Genomic DNA, 23,337 nt, shown 5'->3' on the forward strand with positions numbered 1-23,337 from the left:
GATTGTAGAATAATACTATATTTGAGGCCCAAATCTCACTGAATGAAAAAACTGTTACTAAATATAGGCATAGCTTGCTGTGCCTTCACAGCCAAAGCGCAATTCTTTATCGGCGGAGGAGCAGCCCTGAATTCTTACCGCAACGTCGGACTTTATCCTGCACTGCAACCACGTCTGGGACTGGATTACAAAGAAGGCAAAATAAGCATTATTGCCGGATTCAATTTCTCTCCGTTCAAACAAAGCAACCGTTTCGGAGTGTACTATTCCGACTCCTCCGGAAAAGAGAGCACCACCATTGCTTACACCGAGAAAATAACTATCCATAACGCTTTTGTACATGGATGCTACCGGCTTGGCAACATGGAAAATGCCTTCCGGCCCAAACTGATCATGGGCGCAAGCTCCGACCTGATCAATATCAATTACAGCACGACAAAGACTGTTCCTAAAGGGCTGAAGACGACTGAAGATCTGCAGGGTGGTCCGCTGAACGGACCGAAAGTCGATATCGGGATCGGCTTCGATTACCGCTCCAACGAAAAAGAAGATCTGAATGTGGAGCTGATACTGGGTCTGCCTGCCAACCAGGTAAACGGCCAATATGTTTACAATCCGACGGTGACCCATTTCGGCTTAAATATCACCTATTCCCATTATTTCGGGAAAAGGGAATATGCCGGCTGGTAAGCAATGAGTATTGTTTAGCTTTGCCGCATGCCACTTTTCAGAGAATGGGCTCCGGACGAACACAGCCTGGCTGCGGTATGGCATATTACCGAAGAAGAGCATTTTTTTGCGGATCAGGTACCTGTACGTGCGGACACAATCCGGCACGGGAAGAGACGTATTGAGTTTCTTGCGGGCAGATTCCTGCTGCAATACCTCAAAAACGACTTTCCGTTGCATGCTATTGCCAAAAATCCGAACGACAAGCCTGTGCTTCCGGAAGGTCCGTACCATTTCTCCATCTCACACTCCTACCCGTACGTAGCCTGTATCATAGACGAGCTCGGAGACACGGGCATTGATATAGAGTGTGAGCGGGCAAGTATTCTGTCCGTAAAACATAAATTTCTCACCCCGGAAGAGTCGGAATTATTTCCGGATACGCTTCCGGATATCCTGTTAGCCTGGACTGCCAAGGAAGCGGCTTATAAATACCAGGGGCTCCGTGGTGTGGATTTCAGACAGCATCTGCGGATTGTTGGCTGGAAAAATATTACTGAAGCAGAGAAGATCATATCTATAAAACTTCCATTAATTGACGATTCCGCGAAAAAAACCTTCAAATCGTTAATTGATAAGGATTTTTGCCTTTCTTATGCAATACGCTATAAACATTATAAAATATAAAATGTTTATTACTTTCCGAATTGCAGACAAAAATTTCTTTGAAATCGTCAAAAATAGTAAGTTTGCAAAAAAATAAATATTTTATGTCGCATTTACGTCAGATTGCTCTTGAGCAGGTAATCAAAAACGATGATGAAAAGAAGATCGGTCACTACGCCGGGAAGCGCATTACCGCTATCTTCAACTCAAATGTGTTTACGGAGCGCATCATGCGCGAATATCTGAGTGACGAAGCGTACAAAAGCCTTGTCAACTCGCGTAAAAACGGTACCCGCGTGGAGCGTCGCGTAGCCGACCAGGTTGCGAGCGGCATGAAAGCATGGGCAGAAGAGCGTGGTGTTACGCACTACACGCACTGGTTCCAGCCTCTTACCGGCACTACTGCAGAAAAACACGATTCTTTTTTTACCATTAAAAGCGATGGCACTGCAATCGAATTGTTTGACGGCGACACCCTGATCCAACAGGAGCCCGATGCATCCAGCTTCCCCAACGGTGGTATCCGTGCCACTTTTGAGGCGCGTGGATATACAGCGTGGGATCCCTCTTCCCCGGCCTTTATTATGGAATCCGGATACGGAAAAACATTATGCATCCCCACCATTTTCATCGCCTACAACGGTGAATCACTCGACTACAAAGCGCCGCTGCTGAAATCGGTGGTAGCACTGGATAAAGCCGCGGTAGATGTTTGTAATTATTTTGATAAAAACGTACAGAAAGTAAATATCACGCTGGGTTGGGAACAGGAATATTTCCTCGTGGATGAGGCGATTGCCAATGCGCGCCCTGACCTTATGATGTGTGGCCGCACCCTGGTTGGGCATGCTCCTGCAAAAGGCCAGCAGCTTGAAGACCATTACTTCGGTTCTATTCCTGACCGCGTATTTGCATTTATGCAGGATTATGAGCAGGAGTCCTATAAACTGGGTATTCCGCTGCGCACACGTCACAATGAAGTAGCTCCGAGTCAGTTTGAGTGCGCTCCTATCTTCGAAGAAGTAAACATCGCGGTTGACCACAATACACTGCTGATGGACGTAATGTCTAAGGTAGCCAAACGTCATAAACTGCGTGTATTGCTGCACGAAAAACCATTTGCAGGTGTGAACGGAAGCGGTAAACACAACAACTGGAGCATGGCTACGGATACAGGCGTAAACCTGTTGTCTCCGGGTAAAACCCCGCGTACCAATCTCATGTTCCTTACGTTCTTCGTAAACGCCATCAAGGCAGTGCATGACAATGCGGACCTGCTGCGCGCAGTGATCGCTTCTGCCAGCAACGATCACCGTCTCGGAGCGAACGAAGCACCTCCGGCCATTATTTCGGTTTACCTCGGAAAATACCTGTCTGAAGTACTCGACGAAGTGGAAACGCGTGTAGGCGATACTTTTACAGAGCAGGACGAGCAATTGCTGAAACTCGATATCCATAAACACATTCCTGAAGTATTGATGGACAATACCGACCGTAACCGCACCAGTCCTTTCGCGTTTACCGGTAACAAATTTGAATTCCGTGCCGTGGGAAGCTCTGCCAACTGCGCTTCTCCGATGACTACGCTGAATACGATGATGGCGGAAACATTGAAGCAATTCAAGAAAGATGTGGATGCGCTGATCGAAAAAGGCGAGAAAAAAGAAGTTGCGATCATGCACGTATTGCGCAACTACATCAGCGAATCCAAAAAGATCCGCTTTGAAGGTGACAATTACAGCGATGAGTGGGCAGCTGAGGCGCACAAACGCGGACTGAGCAACTTTAAAACGACTCCCGAAGCGCTGGACGCACTCGTAACCAAAAAAGCAAAAAAACTCTTCATCGAAAATAATATCTACAGCGAACGCGAGCTGGAAGCACGTTATGAAATTATGCTGGAAGATTACGTGAAGAAAGTACAGATCGAAGCACGTATCATCGGCAATATCGCCACGAACCATATCCTCCCTGCAGCCGTGAAATACCAGAGCCTGCTGGTGGAGAACGTAAAATCACTGAAAGAGATCGGTGTGCACGAAAGCAATTACAAAGCTCAGCTGAATATGATCAACGTGATCGGCGGACATATCCAGTCGCTGAACGACAACGTGGAAGCAATGATCGCCGCACGTAAAGTTGCGAACAATGAGCCGGATATGCGTAAACGTGCGGATATGTACTGCAACAATATTAAATCGTTGTTCGATAACATCCGTTACGCTGCCGACAAACTGGAGTTACTTGTAGACAACAGCCTCTGGCCGCTGCCTACTTACCATGAAATGATGTACCTCGGATAAGAGCCATCGGTACAAACAACCGGAAGAAGCACCACTTTCTGTGGTGCTTCTTCTTTTTCAGACGCTCTCCTGCCATACCCCGATATGTAAAGCGAACAAGCGGAATAATTAGCTTATTTTGCAGCAAATTGACAGCTTTTATGCAATTCAGCGCAAAACAAGTGGCCGGTATTTTAGGCGGAACCATAGAAGGCAACGACGAGGTAATGGTGAGCAGTCTTTCCAAAATAGAGGAAGGCAAACCCGGATCCATTTCTTTCCTGGCCAATCCTTTGTACACGCAGTACATCTACGATACAGAAGCTTCACTGGTGATCGTAAATGATAACCTGGAGTTAAGCGCTCCGGTAAAACACGCAACTTTGCTGCGCGTCCCCAGTGCGGAAAAAGCTTTTGCGAAATTACTGGAGATGTATAACCAGATAAAGCTGAATAAAAGCGGGATTTCCCCGCAGGCTTTTGTTTCCGACAAAGCAAGCGTCGGAGAGAACGCATACATAGGCGAATTTGCAGTGATCAGCGAAGGAGCAAGGCTTGGTAAAAACGTAAAAATATATCCGCAGGTATATATCGGCGACAATGTAGTGATCGGTGACAATACCACCATTTTTGCCGGAGTGAAGATTTATTCCGACTGTGTGGTAGGCAGTAATTGCATTTTCCACTCGGGTACGGTGATTGGCAGCGATGGCTTCCGGTTTGCAACGGGAGAGGGTGCGCAGAAAATTCCGCAGATCGGGAATGTGATTATTGAGGACGATGTGGAACTCGGTGCCAATTGCGCAATCGACAGGGCTACACTGGGTTCTACCATCCTGCGCCGGGGTGTGAAATTTGATAACTTTATTCATATAGCGCATAACGTGGAGGTAGGCGAAAACTGCTATTTTGCAGCGCATACCGTAGTTGCCGGCTCCACGCGTATCGGGAAGAATGTAATGACCAGCGGGCAGGTAGGGATTGTCGGACACTTACAGGTAGCAGACAATACGATCGTAACCGCGCAATCGGGATTATCGAAAAGCGTGACCAGGCCCGGGGAAGTCCTGATGGGTTCACCCGCTTTTGATGCGAATAAATACAGAAAAGCTTTTGTACACTTCCGCAATCTCGACGGTATTGTTAACCGGCTGACCGAGGTGGAAAAGCAGTTAAAGAATAAAGTATAATGCAGGAAAAGAAATCAAAGAACCGGGAATGGATGCAGTATGCAGGTCTGGCAACGCAATGGCTGGTAATGCTGGGTCTGGCAGTATGGGCCGGTATCTCTATAGATAAGCGCGTGGGGCCTGACAGCCGCATCTTTACTATTTCGCTGCCATTGCTGGCTCTGGGCATTTCGTTCTATAACCTGATTAAGAAATTAAATAACCCGAAAAAATAAAATGAGTCGTTTTATTACGATAACGATAGGTATCTGCTTTGTCCTGCTGCTGGCGCTGTTCTTATTAAAAGATCGGCTGGCAGGCTTTGATATTCCGGCACTGATCGGTGCGGATATATTACTTGCATTGCTCAGCATTGTTTCTTACATCATTGTCAACCGTAAAATCAAAGAAGGGCGTCCGCAGGCATTTGTGAACGGTGTTTATTCGGCTACCTTGCTGCGCTTGATGATGTGCCTGGGCGGTATTTTTATTTACGCCTATGCCACGCGTGAACATTTACATAAACCGACTGTCTTTGTGATGATGGGCTTTTACCTTGTGTACTCCTTTACGGAAACGCTCACCATGACAAGGAGAGCAAAACAATAAATCTGTCAATGAAAAAGGAACGACCTTTTTCGGAACTCATTCCATTTTTACCCGAGGGCACTTTCGATTCCGTAGTGCCTTATTTCCAGGATCATACAATCCATCTGACACTTACCCGCGAGCGGAAAAGTGTATTAGGCGATTACCGGAATCCCTCCCGGGATACGCCTTATCACCGTATTACGGTAAATGCCACACTGCATCCGTATAGTTTCCTGATTACATTGCTGCATGAACTCGCGCATATGCTGGTTTTTATCCGCTTTGGAAACAAGGTGATGCCTCACGGCAGCGAGTGGAAAAATCAGTTTAAAGAAATGCTTATACCGTATATAGGCAAAAAATTTTTCCCAAACGACATAGAACAGGCACTTTTGCGGTACATACAGAATCCGAAGGCTAGCACCTGCACTGACACTAATTTGTACAAAACCCTGTACCGGTATAACCGGACTGACGATCTGAAAACACTGGTGGAATCACTGGATATCGGCAGCATCTTTCGTACGGAGGAAGGAAGGTTGTATAAAATTCTGGAGAAACGCCGTACGCGATATCGCTGCGAAGATCTTCAGAACGGCAAAATGTACCTTTTCCCGGCTATTTACGAAGTGATCAGGGTTGTCAAAGATGAGTAAAATCATAGAAATCAGGAAGGTTTAACGGTCTCTGTAATCACATTAAAGGTTATCTTTGCAGTCATGTCTTTACCTAAATTTCCCAAATCTCAAAATTCGTTCAGTCACGAGCTTAAAGAACGCGTACACCGGTATTTTGAGGATAACAATATAGCAAGTACCGGTAACGGTCATCTTTATTTCAAAGCGATTGTTTTACCGCTTCTGTACATTTTCCTGTATGTGCATGTCGTGTTCTTCACGCCTCCCACATTCTGGGCGCTGGCAGAGTGTGCGCTTATCGGCCTTACGGTAGCGGCTATCGGTTTCAATATCATGCACGATGGTGGACACGGAAGTTTTAGCTCCAAACCCTGGCTCAACAATATTGCTTTCTTTTCGCTGAATATTCTCGGCGGAAGCAATTTCATGTGGAATATGAAGCATAATGTGATCCATCATGCTTATACCAATATTGACGGACTGGATGACGATATTGATGCGAAACCCTTTCTGCGCATGGCCACCACACAGCCCAAACTGAAAATGCATAAATACCAGCATTTGTATTTCTGGTTCCTGTATTCATTGCTGTATCTGTTCTGGGTGTTTTTCACCGATTTCCGCAAGTATTTCTCACACAGGGTGGGATCCGTGCCATTGAAAAAAATGAAAACCAAAGACCATCTTATCTTCTGGGCTTCAAAAATTTTCTTCTACGGGTACATTATGGTGCTGCCGATTATTAAGTTCGGGCTGCTTACCTGGCTCGCAGGCTTCCTCACTATGGCGCTTACCGGTGGTTTTGTGCTCAGTATCGTGTTCCAGCTGGCTCATACCGTACAGGACGCTACATTCCCGATGCCGGATGAAACAACACATAAAATGGATGACGAATGGACGGTGCATCAGCTCAAAACCACAGCTAATTTCGCTACAAACAATAAATGGATCTGCTGGTATGTAGGCGGACTGAACTTCCAGGTGGAGCATCATCTGTTCCCTAAAATTTCACACATCCATTATCCTGCAATAAGCAAGATTGTAAAGCAAACCTGCAGAGAGTTTGGCATCAGCTATATAGAATATCCGAAAATGGTGACTGCCATTGCATCGCACGTTTCGTACCTGCGCTCGGTAGGACAAGCTCATTAATCGTTCATGCGCTTCTCACAGATAGTCGGTCAGCAGGCAGCAAAGGAGCATTTTCTGAACATGTGGCACCATCAGCAATTGCCGCATGCTTTACTGATACATGGTAATGAAGGTACTGGTGTACTTCCTTTTGCGTTGGCGATCAGTCAGTTTATTCTTTGTGAAAACCGTCAATCAGCCGATGCATGCGGGCAATGCCCTGCGTGTACTCAGGCTTCAAAACTGGCCCATCCCGATTTAAATATCTCTTTTCCGTCCATTAAGCCGGAAAAAAAGAAAGAAAATCTGAGTACCTATTATATCGATGATTTTCGCAAGTTCGTCGCTCAAAGCCCTTATGGCACCACCTTCGACTGGCTTCAGTCTACAGGCGCAGAAAATAAGCAGGGAAATATTTCGGCTGAAGAGTGCCGGTCCATGATCGAAAAACTGGCTTTGAAATCCCATGTTGAAAACGGCTATAAAATACTGCTCGTATGGCGGCCCGAATTCCTGGGCAAAGAAGGGAATATCTTACTGAAACTGATTGAAGAACCCCCAGCCAGAACGATACTGATATTGGCAGCAGAAGTGCTTGAGCAGATTCTGCCGACCATTCTCTCCAGGGTGCAGCGCATCAAACTGCTTCCGCTCAGGCAGGAAGAAATCGCCCAGGCCCTCAGCGACCGGGAACAGACGGATGTGCACCAGGCTCAACGCATTGCCATGATGGCTTCCGGGAATTTCCATACGGCGCTGCAATTGCTGCACCATCCCGTAAACGACCTGCTCCCTGCTACCAAACACTGGTTCAATATGCTTTTTGTACGCCGCGGCATCGATGCGTCCAAAGCTATGGAGGAACAGGCCAAGGAAGGCCGGGAAGGAATTAAAAACTTTCTCATATACGTGGAACACCTGCTTCAGGCAGTGATCCGCTTTCGTTATACCGGTCAGTGCCGCCTCGGCGGGGAAGAACTTGATTTCATCCAGAAACTGGCAAAAACACCCCTTACTCAGGCGGCTATCGAACAAATGATCGATGCGCTGAACAGAATGGGTTTTTACATCCAGCGCAATGCCAATGCCAAGATACAGCTACAGGCGCTGAACATCGAAATGATGTATGCGATTCAGAATAAAAAGGTATCTTCGCTGAATTAACTTATTCTTTAAAAATATTCCGGTTTGGCATATATAAAATAAGCATGCTTATTTGGAGTGCCGGCCGTCAACATAAACGACATAGACACGAATGGGATGTGGAAATTGTGGCACCGGAGCCAATGGCAAGCCCGCCGGCTGTAAAAGCAATGGCGGATGCAGCAGTGGCGGGTGCAATAAACTAAATGTATTTGACTGGCTCGGCACGATACCGCTTCCCGGTACCGCCAAGCCCTTTTTAATAGTTGAAGTTTCTTTCAACAACGGAAGCCGGAAGGAATATTTCAAAAACGGCACCACGCATACGCTTCACAAAGGTCAATGGGTGACCGTGGAGGGTGTGGGCGGATTTGATATCGGCGAGGTAAGCCTTACAGGCGAACTGGTAAAGCTCCAGATGAAAAAATACGGGGTGAACGATCAGAATACGCTGAAACGTATCCTGCGTCCTTCTTCCGACGAAGACATGGAGATTTTCAACCAGAATAAATCCCGCGAGCGTGAGGTAATGGTCCGCAGCCGCGCGATTGCGAAAGAGTTGAAAATAGACATGAAGATCGGAGAAGTGGAGCTTCAGGCCGATGGCAAAAAAGCAACTTTCTTTTATACCGCAGAGCACCGTGTCGACTTCCGTGAACTGATCAAGGTTTTTGCCTCCGAATTTAAAGTTAAGGTGGAGATGAAGCAGATCGGAGCACGCCAGGAGAGTGGCAAGGTGGGCGGAATCGGCTCCTGCGGCAGGGAATTATGCTGCAGCACCTGGCTTACCGATTTCAAATCGGTAAACACTACAGCTGCCCGATATCAGTCACTATCGATCAATCAGACCAAGCTATCTGGCCAGTGCGGACGCCTGAAATGCTGCCTGAACTATGAGCTGGACACCTATATGGATGCATTGCGCCATTTTCCTACTCAGGCAGACCATATCCAAACCGCAAACGGCCGCGCCAACCTGATCAAGAAAGACATTTTCAGAAATCTGATGTGGTATGCGTTCTCCAACAGCAGTAAGCATTATCCGCTTACCATTGAGCGTGTGAAGGAAATTCTCGCAATGAACAAAGAAGGGAAATTCCCTGATGAACTGGAGCCGGTAGAACTCGAGACCAAGGAGAAAACCAAAATTGATGTTGGATTCGTTAACGATGTAGGGCAGATCTCCCTGCGCAATCTCGAAAAACGAAAGTCAAAAAATAAAAAGAAGCCTTCTTCCGGTAATAATACTCCCGGAAATGAGGCGAAACAAGCTAAAGGGCCCAGAAACAACAATAATAATCCGGGTGGCAAGCAACAGCAAGCCAGGGAAAAAGGTCAGCCCCAGCAGAACAATCAGCAAAAGCCACGTCCGCAGCAGGGTCCTAAAACGGAGCAGGTAGGAAAACCGCAGCAAGCGCAGCCGAACCAGAACAGGAACAATCCACCTTCGGCAGAAGGCGGAGCGCAGCAGCAGCAACCTAAAAACCGTCCTCCAAGGCCTAAACGGAACCCTAATAGCAGCAAACCGGAACAACCGCAGAAGGCACCTGCACAGAACAACGAAAAACCATCCTGACATTCAGGAACCTGATAAAAAAAGCGCGCTGATCATCATCAGCGCGCTTTTTTTCTATTCTTATGCCGGACTAGCGTAACAGCGTTACATTCCCGTTGTAAGATTCTGCTTTACCGTCTTCGAACGAAATGCGGATCTGGTACACATATACCCCCACAGGCTGTGCCGTTCCGTGATAATTGCCGTCCCAGCCCTTACCATTTATATTATCCGATTCAAACAGCAAAACACCCCAGCGGTCAAAAATGCGCATGGAGAAAGTGGTGATGGATTTACCCAGCAAGTTGCGCGGGAGGAAGTATGCATTGGACGGATTGTCATCGCCAGGTTTGAAGGCGTTCGGAATTTCCAGATAACAGCCCGTGCTCACGGTAATACTGTCGCTGGCAGCACAACTGCGTTCGCTTACCCGCAATGAATAGGATCCGGCATTGTAAACCGGCAGCGATTCTGTAGTATCACCGGTACTCCACATATATTTTCTGGGCATCGCGCCTACCTGCAAATTCTTCAGTGTAAGCGGCCCGTTTCCGGGACAAATGGTGGTATCAGGCCCCAGATTCACAAGCGGAATGCCTGTTACTTCCATATCCTGTGAGGTTTCCACCATACCGCAGATGGAATAGTAAGCCTGGAATGTTACAGAAAATCTGCCGCTCGTGTTGAACGCTTTACGCACATCCAGCGCATCACGCGATTGAACATCGCCGTCGTGGAAGTCCCACAATAAGCTGTAGTAACCTTCAGTAGCCCTGGCCTTAAAGTCGACCGCTTCTCCCTGGCAGATCAGTGAATCTGTCTTGGTAAAAGAAACTTCCGCCTTAGGCGCAACGTAAATATTTTTCGTGATACTATCGCTGCAGCCATGCGTATTAGACGCTACCAGACCGATATGCTTCAAGCCTTTGTCTGTATAGGAATGAACAGGGTTATCAATGGAGCTGGTATCCGAATCTCCCAGTGTCCAGAAAGATGAAAAGCTTTCTGAACTGCCGGATAAAGTATTAACCGTTCCGTTGGTCAGGGACAACAATTCAGGTCCGCAAAGCGAATCTTTAGACGTGGTGAACGCAGCCTGAATCCTGGATACATCCACCTTCAATTCTGCACGAGCGCTGACACAGCCATCCACCGTCTGCTGCGGGAAGAACGACTGAGTGGTGGACGCAGTGGTGGATGGTACGGGCACAGCAGTATATTTAGTTCCGCCGGTGGCTGCATCATACCATTGTATGGCCGTACCTGCGGCGCTTACCGGTGCAGCCGTAACACCATAACAGTAGATGGTATCGTGCACAAGAGGAGGTGCCGGCTTGGGAATCACCTGTACATTGATAGTAGTATATTGCGAATAACAGCCCGCAGCATTTTGCTGCCGGACATAATACGTAGTGGTACCGGGGGTGGTGGTAAGCGGAACAGGCGGAGCAGATGTTTCGACGCCGCCGAATGAAGTACTGAAAAAGACCTGGGCGCCATAAGCAGGGGTAGCCTTAAGTGTATCTGCGGCATCCCCCTGGCAGTATTTCACAGGCGACACCACAGATGGCGGCACGGTAAATGTAATGGTGTCCACATAGAACACGAGTATCTGCGTGTCGCAAAGAGAATAGCCGGTAGCTGTGTACATCCTGGGTCCATTAACGGTGATCAGAACGGAATCGCCGTAAGCCCCGCCTGCGGGAGGCAGCGATCCGCTGCTGATCAGACTGTCGGCATCGAGTCCCGTGCCCGGGGTCCAGGTCCACTTATAGGCATTACCACCTGCAATTTTTACCGGGATAGTTTTGCCGGGGCAAACACGGAAGGTGGTGTAAGGTTTGTAGGTTACAGAATCCGAGGAAAATAAAGGCGCGGTTTCTTCCAGCGCGGAGTCAAGGTCGGCTTGTTTCAGAATATATGCGTAAGCCAGTTCGGTAGTTTCACCGGGTGCCAGACTGCCGACATTGAATACAACGCCCATTGAAGTATTGGCAGCGGAGAATCCGTTGACATTATATATGTAACCGGATGCGCCGCCATTACCGGCATGCACATTATTCAGAGGTGCATCGGGCGTATACGTGCTGGTGATATAACATTTGGCACGGCAATCTTTCGTTCCGAGGCCGAGGTAAGCTGTCGCATAACTCTGGCCGGTAGCCACTACAAGACAATTGCGGGAAATAGGACCGGGCTGGAAAATAATCCGTTTATCAGAAGCATAGTTTCCGGAAACGGTAGCATCCGGCTCCGGGTCGAGACTGCGGTTGTAATAGATATTCGTGAGTGTTGTGGATCCGGTATTTTTGAGTACTACGCGTGTTACAAAATACAATTTGCTTTTCTTTTGCGTGGTTATCTGGCTGATGGAAAGATTACCCAGCGAGCCCTCCCATGTACCCTGCACCTGTGATCCGGTGGAGGTATAACCCGTATTGGAACCGGTTAAGCCGCCGGTAAACGAGGTGGGCCCAGTTCCACGCCATGCGAGACCGCGGGTGCCGTTTACGGAAATATCCCATCCCTCCTGGGGTGTACCCGGAAGAAAGAAATCTCCGAAATAATCAGGGAACCCGGGTGTCGATACCGACCATCCGTCTTTCTGGGGATCAGAAACGAAACCCATAGGGCCGCCGGTGAGACCCAGATCCGGCCTCGGATGGTAGCCTGTAGGGGCATTACCACCAGAGCCATAAGCACCGTTAGGTGCAATGCCTACTTCCACATAATCACCCTGCAAAAATATATCTGTACCAACCATTTGTGCATGTGTGGTGGCAGAGGCAGTAAGCAGCAATAACAGCGTAGCAATTCTTCTTAACATATCCTTAATATAAACAATCCTCAAATATACATGTTCGACGTTGACGGGAAGCGTCCGTTATCATGTTTTTTATTGCGATGCAATTATTGCCTGCTCTGAACAGGATATCGTATTTTTACTCCCTTATTCACAGCACGAATTTCACTGGATGCATCTGTCTGATAAAAAAATCGTTCTTGGTATTTCCGGCAGCATCGCTGCTTATAAGACGCCCGAATTGGTCCGGCAGTTGGTAAAAGCCGGTGCGGAAGTACAGGTAATATGTACTGATGCCGCTGCCAGCTTTGTAAGCCCTTTATCGCTGACAACTGTTTCAGGTAAAAAAGTGTTGCATAATATTAGTGAGGGAGACAGCTGGAACAACCATGTAGCACTTGGCTACTGGGCCGATATGATATTGATTGCCCCCTGCAGCGCGAATACACTGGCGAAACTGGCAAATGGCATTTGCGACAACCTGCTTTGTGCGGTATATCTCTCGGCACGGGCTCCTGTATGCATTGCTCCGGCCATGGACGAAGATATGTGGCATCATGCCTCCACACGCAATAATCTCCGCAAGCTGGAAAGCTTCGGCAATACCATTATACCCGTGGGCTATGGCGCACTTGCGAGCGGATTGACCGGAGAAGGACGCATGGCTGAACCCGCTGAAATTGTGCAGTTCCTGAGCCGGATGCTGAACAAAGAGCAACCTCTGGCCGGGAAAAAAGCACTGGTAACAGCAGGCCCTACTTACGAGCGCATTGATCCTGTGCGGTTTATCGGAAACTTCTCCACGGGCAAAATGGGCATAGCGCTCGCCGAAAGCCTTGCCAGGCAAGGCGCATCGGTACAATTGATACTGGGTCCCACACATCTGCGTCCTTCCGGCAACCAGATAAAAGTCACGCCGGTGGAGAGCGCTGCTGAAATGTTTGAACACGCAAAAGCCGCATTTGAAGAAGCGGATATCGCTATTCTTTCTGCAGCAGTTGCAGATTACCGCGCAGCCGAAATTGCTGATCAGAAAATAAAAAAGAAAGGTGAGACGTTAACAATAACGTTGGAAAAGAATAAAGATATACTCGCGTACCTCGGTAGTGTAAAGAGAAAAGACCAGATACTGGCGGGCTTTGCATTGGAGACAGAGAATGAGATCGAAAATGCAGCCCGGAAACGCGTCGAAAAAAAGGCCGATTTTATTGTTCTGAATTCCCTCAATGACAAGGGAGCCGGATTCGGAACGGACACCAATAAGGTAAGCATCCTTTCCGCCGATGGCGTGACCTCCCTGCCGTTGCTCTCAAAAGCCGATACGGCCGATGCAATTGTTACCGCAATAACCCAAACCCTGACCAATCATGCGACTTAGCTACAGCATTTTGTTTTTATTGCTTGCTTCCCTGTGCACCAATCTTGCGGACGCTCAGGAAATGAACTGCAAGGTGAGCATCCGTCATGACCGCATTACGAATGTAGATGCACAGGTATTTGTGGATATGGAAAGAGCAATTGCCACGTTCATCAATACGCGGAAATGGACCAACGATGACTACACCGTGCAGGAAAAAATTGATTGCATTATCATGTTCAACCTTACTTCGAAATTAACCGATATTGAAGGGGGTTATGAAGCGACGATGAATATACAGGCTACGCGACCCGTATTCAATACAGGATTCAATACCTCTATCATTAACTATATCGACAGGGAAGCCAACTTTAAATTCAATCAGTTCAGTCCGCTCGTTTTTGACGATAATCGGGTCGGCAGCAGTGGAGATGGCATTACAGACAACCTGTCCTGCATTGTGGCTTACTATATTTATCTCGTGCTGGGTCTCGACTACGACAGTTTCTCTATGAACGGGGGAAATATGTACTTCAAAAAAGCACAGAATATCGTCAATAATGCACCGGAAGGTAAAGGTGTAAGAGGCTGGAAAGCAGTGGACGGAACCAAAAACCGCTACTGGCTTGCCGATCAGCTACTGAATCCGCGCTTTGCCGAATTCCATAAATACTGGTATACGATGCACCGTCTTGGCTACGATCAGTTTTACGACAAACCGAACGAAGCGCGCAAAAATATCCTGAGCGGTATTTCCACCATGCAGAAAATGAACCGGGATAATCCGAATGCGATTCTGGTGCAGTTTTTCTTTAACGCTAAAAGCAGCGAATTTCTGAACATCCTTGGTGATATGCCTTCGGCAGACCGATTGCCTTATATCACACAGCTTTCTCAAGCAGACGTAACCAATGCACAAAAATATCAGGCGCTTGCGCACTAGGCTGTTGATAGTGGCCATACCGGTCCTGAACATTTTCTCTTCATGCCAGCATGAGGAGAAGCCGCCAATTCCCCGTGAACAGATGGCGCAGATCCTGATCGATATTCACCTTGCTGAAGCATATGCAGGCATACTCACTAAAGACTCTGTGCATGCCGCGGTTAAAGTGAAAAATATGGATTCGCTGGCCGTTTATTATAAAGAGATTCTTCAGAAACATCAGGTAAAACCCGACTCATTCGATTCAGCATTTAAATGGTACCGTTACCATCCGGCCCTGATGGATTCCCTCTATGAGCGCGTGGTCGCTCATTTCGACAGTCTGCAGATGATCAAATAAAAAAGGTGGGGTTATTTATCCCCACCTTTATACGTTTCGCCGGTATTGTACAGCACAAAACTCAGAATGTCTGCTGCTTCTTCTATCAGCTTGGCGGTGGGCTTTCCGGCACCATGTCCTGCTTTCTCGTCTATCCTGATCAGTACAGGGCGATCGCAACCCTGCGCTGCCTGTAGTGTTGCCGCAAACTTGAAAGAATGCGCGGGTACCACACGATCGTCATGATCAGCGGTGGTGACCATTGTCGCCGGATAGCATGTACCCTTTTTTACATTATGCAGCGGTGAATAGCGGATCAGGTATTTGAAATCATCTTCCTTATCGCTGCTTCCGTACTCCACAGCCCATCCCCACCCTACGGTGAACTTATGATAGCGCAGCATATCCAGTACTCCTACCTGCGGGATAGCTACCGCAAAAAGATCGGGTCGCTGCGTGAGACATGCCCCTACTAACAGTCCTCCGTTGGATCCTCCACGGATAGCCAGTTTAGCAGAAGAGGTGTAGCGCTGCGCAATCAGGTATTCCGCGGCTGCGATAAAATCGTCGAAAACGGTTTGCTTCCGGGAGAGCATTCCCTCCTTGTGCCATTCTTCCCCATATTCTCCACCGCCGCGCAGATTCGCCACACAATAGATACCTCCTGCTTCCAGAAAAGGTATCAGCGATACAGAGAAAGCAGGTGTGAGGCTGATATTGAATCCGCCGTATCCATAAAGGATCGTCGGATTCTGTCCGTTCATTGAGAGTCCCTTCTTGTGCACGATAAACATGGATACTTTCTTACCATCTTTGGAAGGATAGAAAACCTGTTCTGTTTCAAAAAGATTCGGATCGAAAGGCGCATCAGAGCGTTTATACAGCACCGATTTGCCGGTTGTGATATCATAACGGAAGATCGTGGGCGCGTATGTATAGGAAGTGAAGCTGTAATAAAAATAATGATCGTCCTTATGGGCACCAAAGCCGGAAGCGGTTCCCAGTCCGGGCAACTCTATTTTATGCTCCAGCGTACCCTCCATAGTATATTGCTTTACTTCGGTACATGCGTTGCGCAGGTATTGCGCAAACAGGTGCCCCCCTCCGGTGCTGACGCCTTCGAGTTTCGCATCCTGCTCCGGGATAACCACTTTCTTATCCTGCGGATGAGCAGGATCCACAGACAGCAACCTGAAGTTCGGTGCGCCTTCGTTTGTATATAACAGCAACCTGTCGCCGGCATTATCCACTACGCCCGCATTGGTGTTAAAGCCCGCAACGAGCGTAGAGAAACCGCTCTGGCTTTTGTTGTGCAGATCCCGCACTTTGATTTCCGCACCATCAGTACCTTCCGATATATTCAGGATCAGGAAACGTTCGTCTTCAGTAAGCTGAGCGGATACATAACGCAGCGGATGCTCTTTGTCTTCGTAGATCAGCACATCTTCAGACTGGGGTGTTCCGATTTTATGGTAATATACCTTTTGAAATTCCGTCTTTGCGGAATACTTCGTCGCTTCGTTCTCCGGGCGGTCATACCCGCTGTAATAGAAGCCCTCATCGCCTTTCCAGGCAATACCGGTGAATTTCACGTAAGACAGTTTATCCGACAGCAAACTGCGCGTGGCCATGTCCATTACATAAATCTCCTGCCAATCCGACCCGGAAGCAGATACCGCATAAGCGAAATATTGCTGCTTACGGGATACAGCCGTTTCCTGCAAAGCCACTGTACCATCAGACGAAAGCTTATTCGGATCGAGTAATACCAGTTGCTCCCCGTCAATACCCTTCTGTACATACAACACACTTTGGTTCTGCAGACCATCATTGCGGTAAGTCAGGAAATACGCACCTTCTTTTTGCGGTGCCGACATTTTCGGGTAATCCCATAATTTGGTCAGTCGTTCTTTAAGCTGTTGCCGGAACGGAATATTTGCGAGATAGGATTGCGTTATTTTATTCTGGGCTTTAACCCACATGGCCGTTTGCTTCGCCGTATCGTCTTCAAGCCAGCGATACGGGTCTGAAATCTCCCGTCCGAAGTAATTGTCCTTTTGCGCAACCTGTTGCGTTTGCGGATACTGAATTTTTTGTGCCATAATTGATTGTGCCGGCAGGGCGGCCAGTGCTAACAGAAATGTTTTTTTCATACAGGATGCCAGCAGAAAAAGCTGAAAAGCAAGATACTGATAAATAGGGATTTACTTTCTGGTATTATGAGTATTTTCGTGCAAACAAGCGTCAACGGAATGATCCGGATCTGCATCTATGCTTCACTGCTCATCTTTTGCTCCAGCAGCGCAACAGCACAACCTTTCGACACGGCAAGAGTCAGTCAGGGCAACGGCTGGATCACGCAGCAGGTAGTGGGCAACCATTCGATCCTTTCAGAAGGGATGTTTAAAGACGGTGTACGGGAAGGCACCTGGACTTCGTACTGGCAAACCGGTTTCCCGAAAATGATCGAAAATTATTTTCACGGAAAAAAACATGGTCTGTTTATACAGACCGGCGAAGACGGATTTATAGAACAGTTGACCACTTATGCAAACGATCTGCTGAACGGTCCTACGCGCCGGTACAATAAAGGTGCTTTTATACTGGAGGAAACCTATTACCGGAACGGCCTGAAAAATGGCAGTTATATCAAATGGTACGAAAACGGACAGAAGCAGGAGCAGGCGATTTTTACGGATGGCGTACGCAATGGCCTGTCCCTGTATTTTTACGAGAACGGGGAAAAAGCTGCCGAATACCCCTATAAAATGGGTAAGCTGGAGGGCAGGGTAACCACATGGTATGCCAACCAGCAGATCAACGAAACCGGTGCGTACATCAATGATGAGCAAAGCGGCAACTGGGAAGAGTATTATGAAAACGGCAAGCTGAAAGCAGCAGGCGCTTACGAGCACGGGGAGAAACAGGGAACCTGGAAAGAATATGCGGAACAGGGAAACAAACCCGAAATAAAACGATACAATAAAGGACAACTTATTCCATAAAATCAATCACACTACATGTCACATACAGTACTGGTCATCGACGACGAAAGAGCAATCAGGGCTTCTCTTTCCGAAATTCTCAGCTTTGAGGGTTACAAGGTGGAAGAAGCTTCCGACGGAGCAGAGGGACTTAAAAAAATCCTGGCGAATGCCTATGATTGCGTGATCTGCGACATTAAGATGCCGAAAATGGATGGCCTCGAGGTGCTGGAAAAAGTGATGGCGGAAAAACCCGACACACAGATCATCATCATATCCGGTCATGGCAATATCGAAACCGCCGTGGAGGCCGTTAAGAAAGGAGCTTTCGACTATATCTCGAAACCACCGGATCTGAACAGACTGCTGATCACGCTGCGCAATGCGATGGAACGCAAAGACCTGGTAGTGGAAACGAAACAACTGCGCAAAAAGGTAGAGCAGAAGATCTTCGGCGAATCGGACATGATCGGCAACAGTGAGCCATTACAGAAAATCAGGGAAACACTCACCAAAATTGCACCCACCGAAGCGCGCGTGCTGATCACCGGGGAAAATGGCGTAGGGAAAGAACTTGTTGCACGCAACCTGCATAAAAACAGTAACCGCGCTAAAGGTCCGATGATTGAAGTAAACTGTGCCGCTATTCCCAGCGAACTGATCGAGAGTGAATTGTTCGGTCATGAAAAGGGCTCTTTCACCTCCGCCGTGAAAACGCGCATCGGCAAATTCGAGCAGGCAAACGGAGGCACGCTGTTCCTGGATGAGATCGGCGATATGAGCCTCGACGCACAGGCAAAAGTACTACGTGCATTACAGGAAGGCAAAATAACACGCGTGGGCGGCGATACGGAAATAAAGGTGGATGTGCGCGTGATTGCCGCAACCAACAAGGATCTGCTGCAGGAAGTAAATGAAAAGCGCTTCCGCCTGGACTTGTATCATCGCCTCGGCGTAATTCTGATACATGTCCCTTCGCTCAATCAGCGCCGCGAAGACATCCCCTTACTCATCGACCATTTCCTGAATCTTATAGCGACCGACTATAACCAGCCCGTAAAAGAAATCGATAATGCAGCGGTGCAATTACTGAGTAAACATAACTGGACCGGAAATATCCGCGAACTCAAAAATGTGGTAGAGCGGCTCATTATTCTATCTGATAAAAAAATCACAAAAGATGATGTGGAGACGTACATACTGATGAAATAAAAGACATTCGCCTGTGGAAATCCATTAAGCTTTTGTCTGGAAGTAAAGTCATAACCACTATATGAATTACAAACGTCTCTCTTTGCTCGCCTGCTCACTTATTGCAGCAGGCGCTTCTTTTGCACAGAAATCACAAAAACTGAACATCGACCATATTACGGTCTTCCTCAGCGGTGCCGAAATTGAAAGCGATACACGTATTGAAGTACCGCAGGGCACTTCAGAAATCCTGCTTACCAATGTCGCCGGCAACCTGAATGCGCAAAGCATTTCAGTAGGTGCCGACAATAATGTAGTGATCCAGTCGGCTACGCCCAAGAACGATTACCTCAGCGAGCAGAACCTTTCCCCGAAAGCGAAGCAACTGGCCGACAGCCTCGACTATCTGAAAATCCGGTTGGGAGAAATCAACAACAAAAAAGCAACCGTAGACGAACAGATCAGCGTGATCCGCAGCAATCGCAATACCGGCGGCGCCAATAGCGGACTGAATGTAACGGAGTTGCAGAAGATGCTCGACCTGATTGCACTGCGTATGAATAACCTGCTGAATGAAAGCAATACGCTGCAACGCAACATCGATAAAACAAATGAACGAATTGCGCTGCTGGACAAACAATACAACGAAGAGCTGCAGAAAGGCTTTCAGCCCGGCGGCCAGCTACTCGTTAAGATTTACAGTCCTGTAGCCACCACCACCGCACTGCATGTAACCTATATTACACCCAATGCCGGATGGACACCCGTGTACGACCTTAAAGCTGCAAAGATCAATGATCCGCTGCAGCTTGTGTACAAGGCAAACATCGTGCAGCAATCAGGTATCAGCTGGGACAAAGTGAAGCTCACCCTGTCTACAGGTAATCCCAACGAAGGACTTACTGCGCCCGATATGCAGCCCTGGTTTCTGAGTTTCTATGTTCCAAAACCTGTGATGTATAAAAATATGATGGCGGCCGCGCCGCTGAGTTCGTCCATGAGAGCCAAAAGTGACGAAGTTGCCGACGGCTCTCTCGGAGCATATGTAAGCGTGAATAATAGTGGTGTGAACACACGCTTTGACATAGCGCTTACCTACACTATTCTGAGCGACGGAAAGGAATATTCCGTTGCGATACAGGACTTCCAGGTACCGGCAACCTACCGTTATTACACCGCTCCGAAACTGGATCCGGATGTATTCCTGCAGGCGCGTATTACCAATTGGGAGGAAATGAATCTGATACCGGGTAACGCAAATATTTTCTATGAAGGAACATACGTTGGTCAGCAATACCTCGATCCGGCAACCGTGAAAGACACACTGAATCTGTCTCTTGGCCGTGATAAAAAAGTAATCGTGCACCGTACGGAAGATAAGAACTACCGTTCTCAGAAAATGATCGGCAGCAATGTGCGCAGAAGCTTCCAATACACGATAGAGATCCGCAATACACGCAAGGACAATATCGACCTGCTTGTCTCCGATCAGTTCCCCGTATCTAACGACAAAGACATTGAAGTAATCGACACGGAAGCACCGGGAGCAAGTATCGGTGAAAACGGCATTATAAACTGGGAGCTGCAACTGAAACCAGCAGAAACAAAAACACTGAAGCTGCAATACGCTATCAAATATCCGAAAGACAAACGGATCATGGGATTATAAAAAGGAAGCTGCTCTGACCGGGCAGCTTTTTTTATTTCAGGTACACCTGCTTCAGGTCTATCAGATTCATGGGATTTTCCGCAAATCCATGCACGTTGTTCTGCGTAAAATGCAGGTATTGATCATAAAAAAGCGGCACCAGCGGAGCGTCTGAAATAGCCATACTATCCATCGCACGGTATGCCCGGAACCGCAGCGAATCCGGAAGATTCATGCTCTGTTCGTAGAGCAGATCGTATGCCGCATTATGATAGCGCGTGTAGTTAGGTGGTGCGGGAAAACGACTGTTGAAAAACGCAAGATACGTTTCGGCATCCGGGTAATCGGCAATCCATTGTGCACGAAAGAATACCGCCTGCGAGCGGCTCATCTGCTGCTTGAGTATATTCGGCTGCATCACTTCGATCTTTGCGGGAATGCCGACAGCCTTTAATTCGCTGGCCACAAAATTGACGATGTCGACATAGTTCTCCGGAGTAAGAATTGTCAGCTCCTTCAACCCTTTCCCATCGGGGAATCCTGCCTCGGAAAGCAGTGCGGCGGCCTTTTCCGGATCGTAATGATAACCGTAATGCGCAACCGTGTCAAACCCCGCAAGTCCCGGCGGTGTAAAGCCTCCGGTGGCGGGGATGCCGATTCCGTTTTTAAAATACGTGCTGATCTTTCCGCGGTCTATGGCGTAATTGATCGCCTGCCGCACTTTCCGGAAACGGAGGGGACTGTTGCGCACCTGCGGCAAACTGCTGTCGGTAAGAAAGCCTAAATACTCGGTATTCAGATAGCGTCCCTTCTTCAGATGAAAGCGCCGGGAAAATTCCGGCTTCAATACGCCATCTTTACGCAATACCAGATCTTTGAAAGACCCGTCGAGGCCATGGGTAAAATGCAATTTTCCCTGCAGGAATAACAGGAATTCCGTAGCCTTACTATCATAGAAGGTGATCTGAAGTGCGTCCAGGTAAGGCAACTGTTTACCCTTGCCGTCCAGTTCCCAGTACGACCCGTTCCGGTGCAGCAGTAACATGTTTCCTTCATCCCAGAGAGCGAATTGGAACGGGCCGGTACCACAAGGGTGCGAACGAAAATCTTTACCGTACCGGTTTACCACTTCATGCGGCACAACAGAGCAATACGGCATACTGAGCATGGCTAGCATCGGACGGAACGGAGCGACGAGCTTCATTACGAACGTGCTGTCGTCCGGGGCGGTAAATGCTTCAGCGCCTGAAACATGGCCATTAAATATCCACGCGCCCGAAGAAGCAACTGCCGGATCTATAATGCGACGGAAACTGTACACTACATCGGAGGCAAGCATTTTTCTTTTACCGTTGAACAGCGGATTGTCCTGAAAATACACATCCTGCCTCAGATGGAACACGTAGGTAAGCCCGTCACTGCTGATATCCCATGCGTGAGCCACAGAAGGGCGCAGGTACAGGTTGGAGTCTGTTTCCACGAGGGTATTGTAGATCATGTGGGTAGTCCACATCGTGTAGAGATCTTTCGCGTATGCAGGGTCCAGCGATTCAAGACTGCCACTGGAAAGGTTCAGGTTAAATACCTGCTCCTGCTGTCTTTCCGGAGCATGACAGGCGGTCAGCAAAAGCAGCAACAACAGAAAAGGCACAATTCGCGGGAAGCGCATGCCGCGAAGATAAGCAGCTTACGCTTTCTTCTTATATACCGGTACCGTAGAGCAGGGTTCTCCGTACATCAGCGATTTTACAACCGGCTGCAGCAAAGCAGTGATTTTTACATAGGCGCCGGCAGGAGCGGAAACATCGCCGCAGCCTTTGATCACCACACGTTTGTCTGCGTATTCCTGCAGATCGATGCTATCCAGCGCCTGCAACAGCAGCTTTTCGTTCAGCAGATCGGCAGACCCGAAATGGACAGACTGTGCGTGTCCCTGCAAACCGGATGCAACAAGCATATTGGCCCACATCGGAATGATCGCATCGGCAGAACATGTAATCGTTACATGCTTCCCGTCATATACCGTCCAATCAAACGCCTTAAGCGCTTCGCGGAAATCCTTCTCGCGCAATATCATTTCCCGGAACAGGAAAGGCCGCAGATCAAATTCAGCCATAGACGCTTCCGCAGGAAGATATTTGGTAAGATCCAGGGTGACGATTCCACTTTCCGCAACTTTATTGACGATGGTTTCCATATGTACTGCAAAATTACAACGCAGTGCCGGTAGTTTTCATTGGAATTGCGA

20 protein-coding genes are annotated in these 23,337 nt (G+C 48.1%); 16 read left to right on the forward strand and 4 right to left on the reverse strand.

What is annotated here, in order from left to right:
* Nucleotides 1-42: 42 nt before the first annotated feature.
* The 10 genes from ABD846_RS06010 to ABD846_RS06055 all read left to right on the forward strand — a co-directional run bounded on the left by ABD846_RS06010 (nucleotide 43) and on the right by ABD846_RS06055 (nucleotide 9,865).
* Nucleotides 43-690 (forward strand): hypothetical protein, encoded by a 648-nt coding sequence (locus ABD846_RS06010; protein ID WP_344823841.1) that lies wholly within the window; start codon nucleotides 43-45, stop codon nucleotides 688-690.
* Between the two features lie 27 nt (nucleotides 691-717).
* Nucleotides 718-1,356, forward strand: coding sequence for a 4'-phosphopantetheinyl transferase family protein (locus tag ABD846_RS06015; protein ID WP_344823844.1), 639 nt, complete (start codon nucleotides 718-720; stop codon nucleotides 1,354-1,356).
* An 83-nt stretch (nucleotides 1,357-1,439) separates the two neighbouring features.
* Nucleotides 1,440-3,638, forward strand: coding sequence for a glutamine synthetase III family protein (locus tag ABD846_RS06020; RefSeq protein WP_344823847.1), 2,199 nt, complete (start codon nucleotides 1,440-1,442; stop codon nucleotides 3,636-3,638).
* Nucleotides 3,639-3,778: 140 nt separating this feature from the next.
* Nucleotides 3,779-4,807 (forward strand): UDP-3-O-(3-hydroxymyristoyl)glucosamine N-acyltransferase, encoded by a 1,029-nt coding sequence (gene lpxD, locus ABD846_RS06025; RefSeq protein WP_344823850.1) that lies wholly within the window; start codon nucleotides 3,779-3,781, stop codon nucleotides 4,805-4,807.
* A complete protein-coding gene (locus ABD846_RS06030) occupies nucleotides 4,807-5,022 on the forward strand; it encodes an AtpZ/AtpI family protein (RefSeq protein WP_344823853.1) in 216 nt (71 codons plus the stop codon). Before lpxD ends, ABD846_RS06030 begins: the two co-directional genes overlap by 1 nt.
* Before the next feature lies 1 nt (nucleotide 5,023).
* On the forward strand, nucleotides 5,024-5,395 hold the full coding sequence (locus ABD846_RS06035) for a hypothetical protein (protein ID WP_344823856.1): 372 nt from the start codon (nucleotides 5,024-5,026) through the stop codon (nucleotides 5,393-5,395).
* A gap of 8 nt (nucleotides 5,396-5,403) precedes the next feature.
* Nucleotides 5,404-6,033 carry a SprT-like domain-containing protein gene (locus tag ABD846_RS06040; protein ID WP_344823859.1) on the forward strand — a complete coding sequence of 210 codons (630 nt, stop codon included), beginning with the start codon at nucleotides 5,404-5,406 and terminating at the stop codon, nucleotides 6,031-6,033.
* Nucleotides 6,034-6,096: 63 nt separating this feature from the next.
* A complete protein-coding gene (locus tag ABD846_RS06045) occupies nucleotides 6,097-7,167 on the forward strand; it encodes a fatty acid desaturase family protein (protein ID WP_344823861.1) in 1,071 nt (356 codons plus the stop codon).
* A gap of 6 nt (nucleotides 7,168-7,173) precedes the next feature.
* Nucleotides 7,174-8,310: a DNA polymerase III subunit gene (locus ABD846_RS06050; RefSeq protein WP_344823863.1), complete on the forward strand. Its 1,137-nt coding sequence runs from the start codon at nucleotides 7,174-7,176 to the stop codon at nucleotides 8,308-8,310.
* 91 nt (nucleotides 8,311-8,401) lie between these two features.
* Entirely contained in the window at nucleotides 8,402-9,865 is a 1,464-nt protein-coding gene (locus ABD846_RS06055) for a PSP1 domain-containing protein (protein ID WP_344823866.1), read from the forward strand.
* A 70-nt stretch (nucleotides 9,866-9,935) separates the two neighbouring features.
* Here ABD846_RS06055 and ABD846_RS06060 read toward each other — a convergent pair whose 3' ends face one another.
* Nucleotides 9,936-12,671, reverse strand: coding sequence for a T9SS type B sorting domain-containing protein (locus tag ABD846_RS06060; protein ID WP_344823869.1), 2,736 nt, complete (start codon nucleotides 12,669-12,671; stop codon nucleotides 9,936-9,938).
* A gap of 40 nt (nucleotides 12,672-12,711) precedes the next feature.
* Between ABD846_RS06060 and coaBC the strand changes: the two genes are divergently transcribed.
* The 3 genes from coaBC to ABD846_RS06075 are packed head-to-tail and all read left to right on the forward strand — an operon-like array spanning nucleotide 12,712 to nucleotide 15,287.
* Nucleotides 12,712-14,025, forward strand: a complete 1,314-nt coding sequence (coaBC, locus tag ABD846_RS06065) for a bifunctional phosphopantothenoylcysteine decarboxylase/phosphopantothenate--cysteine ligase CoaBC (RefSeq protein ID WP_344823871.1) — start codon at nucleotides 12,712-12,714, stop codon at nucleotides 14,023-14,025.
* A complete protein-coding gene (gene porD, locus ABD846_RS06070; RefSeq protein WP_344823873.1) occupies nucleotides 14,015-14,947 on the forward strand; it encodes a type IX secretion system protein PorD in 933 nt (310 codons plus the stop codon). Before coaBC ends, porD begins: the two co-directional genes overlap by 11 nt.
* Complete coding sequence (locus ABD846_RS06075) at nucleotides 14,937-15,287, forward strand: DUF4296 domain-containing protein (protein ID WP_344823875.1); 351 nt, start codon at nucleotides 14,937-14,939, stop codon at nucleotides 15,285-15,287. The genes porD and ABD846_RS06075 overlap by 11 nt, the downstream gene beginning before the upstream one ends.
* 11 nt (nucleotides 15,288-15,298) lie before the next feature.
* Here ABD846_RS06075 and ABD846_RS06080 read toward each other — a convergent pair whose 3' ends face one another.
* Nucleotides 15,299-17,419: a prolyl oligopeptidase family serine peptidase gene (locus tag ABD846_RS06080; protein ID WP_344823877.1), complete on the reverse strand. Its 2,121-nt coding sequence runs from the start codon at nucleotides 17,417-17,419 to the stop codon at nucleotides 15,299-15,301.
* 99 nt (nucleotides 17,420-17,518) lie between these two features.
* On the opposite strand from ABD846_RS06080, the gene ABD846_RS06085 reads away from it, so the two are divergent.
* The 3 genes from ABD846_RS06085 to ABD846_RS06095 all read left to right on the forward strand — a co-directional run bounded on the left by ABD846_RS06085 (nucleotide 17,519) and on the right by ABD846_RS06095 (nucleotide 21,110).
* Nucleotides 17,519-18,271: a toxin-antitoxin system YwqK family antitoxin gene (locus tag ABD846_RS06085; RefSeq protein ID WP_344823885.1), complete on the forward strand. Its 753-nt coding sequence runs from the start codon at nucleotides 17,519-17,521 to the stop codon at nucleotides 18,269-18,271.
* A 15-nt stretch (nucleotides 18,272-18,286) separates the two neighbouring features.
* Nucleotides 18,287-19,462 carry a sigma-54-dependent transcriptional regulator gene (locus ABD846_RS06090; protein WP_344823888.1) on the forward strand — a complete coding sequence of 392 codons (1,176 nt, stop codon included), beginning with the start codon at nucleotides 18,287-18,289 and terminating at the stop codon, nucleotides 19,460-19,462.
* 61 nt (nucleotides 19,463-19,523) lie between these two features.
* Nucleotides 19,524-21,110: a DUF4139 domain-containing protein gene (locus tag ABD846_RS06095; protein WP_344823891.1), complete on the forward strand. Its 1,587-nt coding sequence runs from the start codon at nucleotides 19,524-19,526 to the stop codon at nucleotides 21,108-21,110.
* Between the two features lie 31 nt (nucleotides 21,111-21,141).
* Here the strand turns inward: ABD846_RS06095 and ABD846_RS06100 are convergent, their stop codons facing one another.
* Together ABD846_RS06100 and ABD846_RS06105 are read right to left on the reverse strand one after the other, a co-directional pair.
* Nucleotides 21,142-22,758 carry an ABC transporter substrate-binding protein gene (locus tag ABD846_RS06100; protein ID WP_344823894.1) on the reverse strand — a complete coding sequence of 539 codons (1,617 nt, stop codon included), beginning with the start codon at nucleotides 22,756-22,758 and terminating at the stop codon, nucleotides 21,142-21,144.
* A gap of 18 nt (nucleotides 22,759-22,776) precedes the next feature.
* Entirely contained in the window at nucleotides 22,777-23,286 is a 510-nt protein-coding gene (locus ABD846_RS06105) for a DUF2480 family protein (RefSeq protein WP_344823898.1), read from the reverse strand.
* Between the last annotated feature and the right edge of the window lie 51 nt (nucleotides 23,287-23,337).

Origin of the sequence: Rurimicrobium arvi (assembly GCF_039540495.1) — a bacterium.
In the GTDB taxonomy this organism is placed as follows: Bacteria; Bacteroidota; Bacteroidia; order Chitinophagales; family Chitinophagaceae; genus Rurimicrobium; species Rurimicrobium arvi.

Coding starts and splice junctions, on each gene's coding strand:
- ABD846_RS06010 (WP_344823841.1), top strand. CDS start 43: ATGAAAAAACTGTTACTAAATATAGGCATAGCTTGCTGTGCCTTCACA.
- ABD846_RS06060 (WP_344823869.1), bottom strand. CDS start 12,671: ATGTTAAGAAGAATTGCTACGCTGTTATTGCTGCTTACTGCCTCTGCC.
- ABD846_RS06085 (WP_344823885.1), top strand. CDS start 17,519: ATGATCCGGATCTGCATCTATGCTTCACTGCTCATCTTTTGCTCCAGC.
- lpxD (WP_344823850.1), top strand. CDS start 3,779: ATGCAATTCAGCGCAAAACAAGTGGCCGGTATTTTAGGCGGAACCATA.
- ABD846_RS06030 (WP_344823853.1), top strand. CDS start 4,807: ATGCAGGAAAAGAAATCAAAGAACCGGGAATGGATGCAGTATGCAGGT.
- ABD846_RS06015 (WP_344823844.1), top strand. CDS start 718: ATGCCACTTTTCAGAGAATGGGCTCCGGACGAACACAGCCTGGCTGCG.
- ABD846_RS06090 (WP_344823888.1), top strand. CDS start 18,287: ATGTCACATACAGTACTGGTCATCGACGACGAAAGAGCAATCAGGGCT.
- ABD846_RS06055 (WP_344823866.1), top strand. CDS start 8,402: ATGGGATGTGGAAATTGTGGCACCGGAGCCAATGGCAAGCCCGCCGGC.
- ABD846_RS06045 (WP_344823861.1), top strand. CDS start 6,097: ATGTCTTTACCTAAATTTCCCAAATCTCAAAATTCGTTCAGTCACGAG.
- porD (WP_344823873.1), top strand. CDS start 14,015: ATGCGACTTAGCTACAGCATTTTGTTTTTATTGCTTGCTTCCCTGTGC.
- ABD846_RS06095 (WP_344823891.1), top strand. CDS start 19,524: ATGAATTACAAACGTCTCTCTTTGCTCGCCTGCTCACTTATTGCAGCA.
- ABD846_RS06100 (WP_344823894.1), bottom strand. CDS start 22,758: ATGCGCTTCCCGCGAATTGTGCCTTTTCTGTTGTTGCTGCTTTTGCTG.
- ABD846_RS06050 (WP_344823863.1), top strand. CDS start 7,174: ATGCGCTTCTCACAGATAGTCGGTCAGCAGGCAGCAAAGGAGCATTTT.
- ABD846_RS06080 (WP_344823877.1), bottom strand. CDS start 17,419: ATGAAAAAAACATTTCTGTTAGCACTGGCCGCCCTGCCGGCACAATCA.
- ABD846_RS06040 (WP_344823859.1), top strand. CDS start 5,404: ATGAAAAAGGAACGACCTTTTTCGGAACTCATTCCATTTTTACCCGAG.
- ABD846_RS06105 (WP_344823898.1), bottom strand. CDS start 23,286: ATGGAAACCATCGTCAATAAAGTTGCGGAAAGTGGAATCGTCACCCTG.
- ABD846_RS06020 (WP_344823847.1), top strand. CDS start 1,440: ATGTCGCATTTACGTCAGATTGCTCTTGAGCAGGTAATCAAAAACGAT.
- ABD846_RS06035 (WP_344823856.1), top strand. CDS start 5,024: ATGAGTCGTTTTATTACGATAACGATAGGTATCTGCTTTGTCCTGCTG.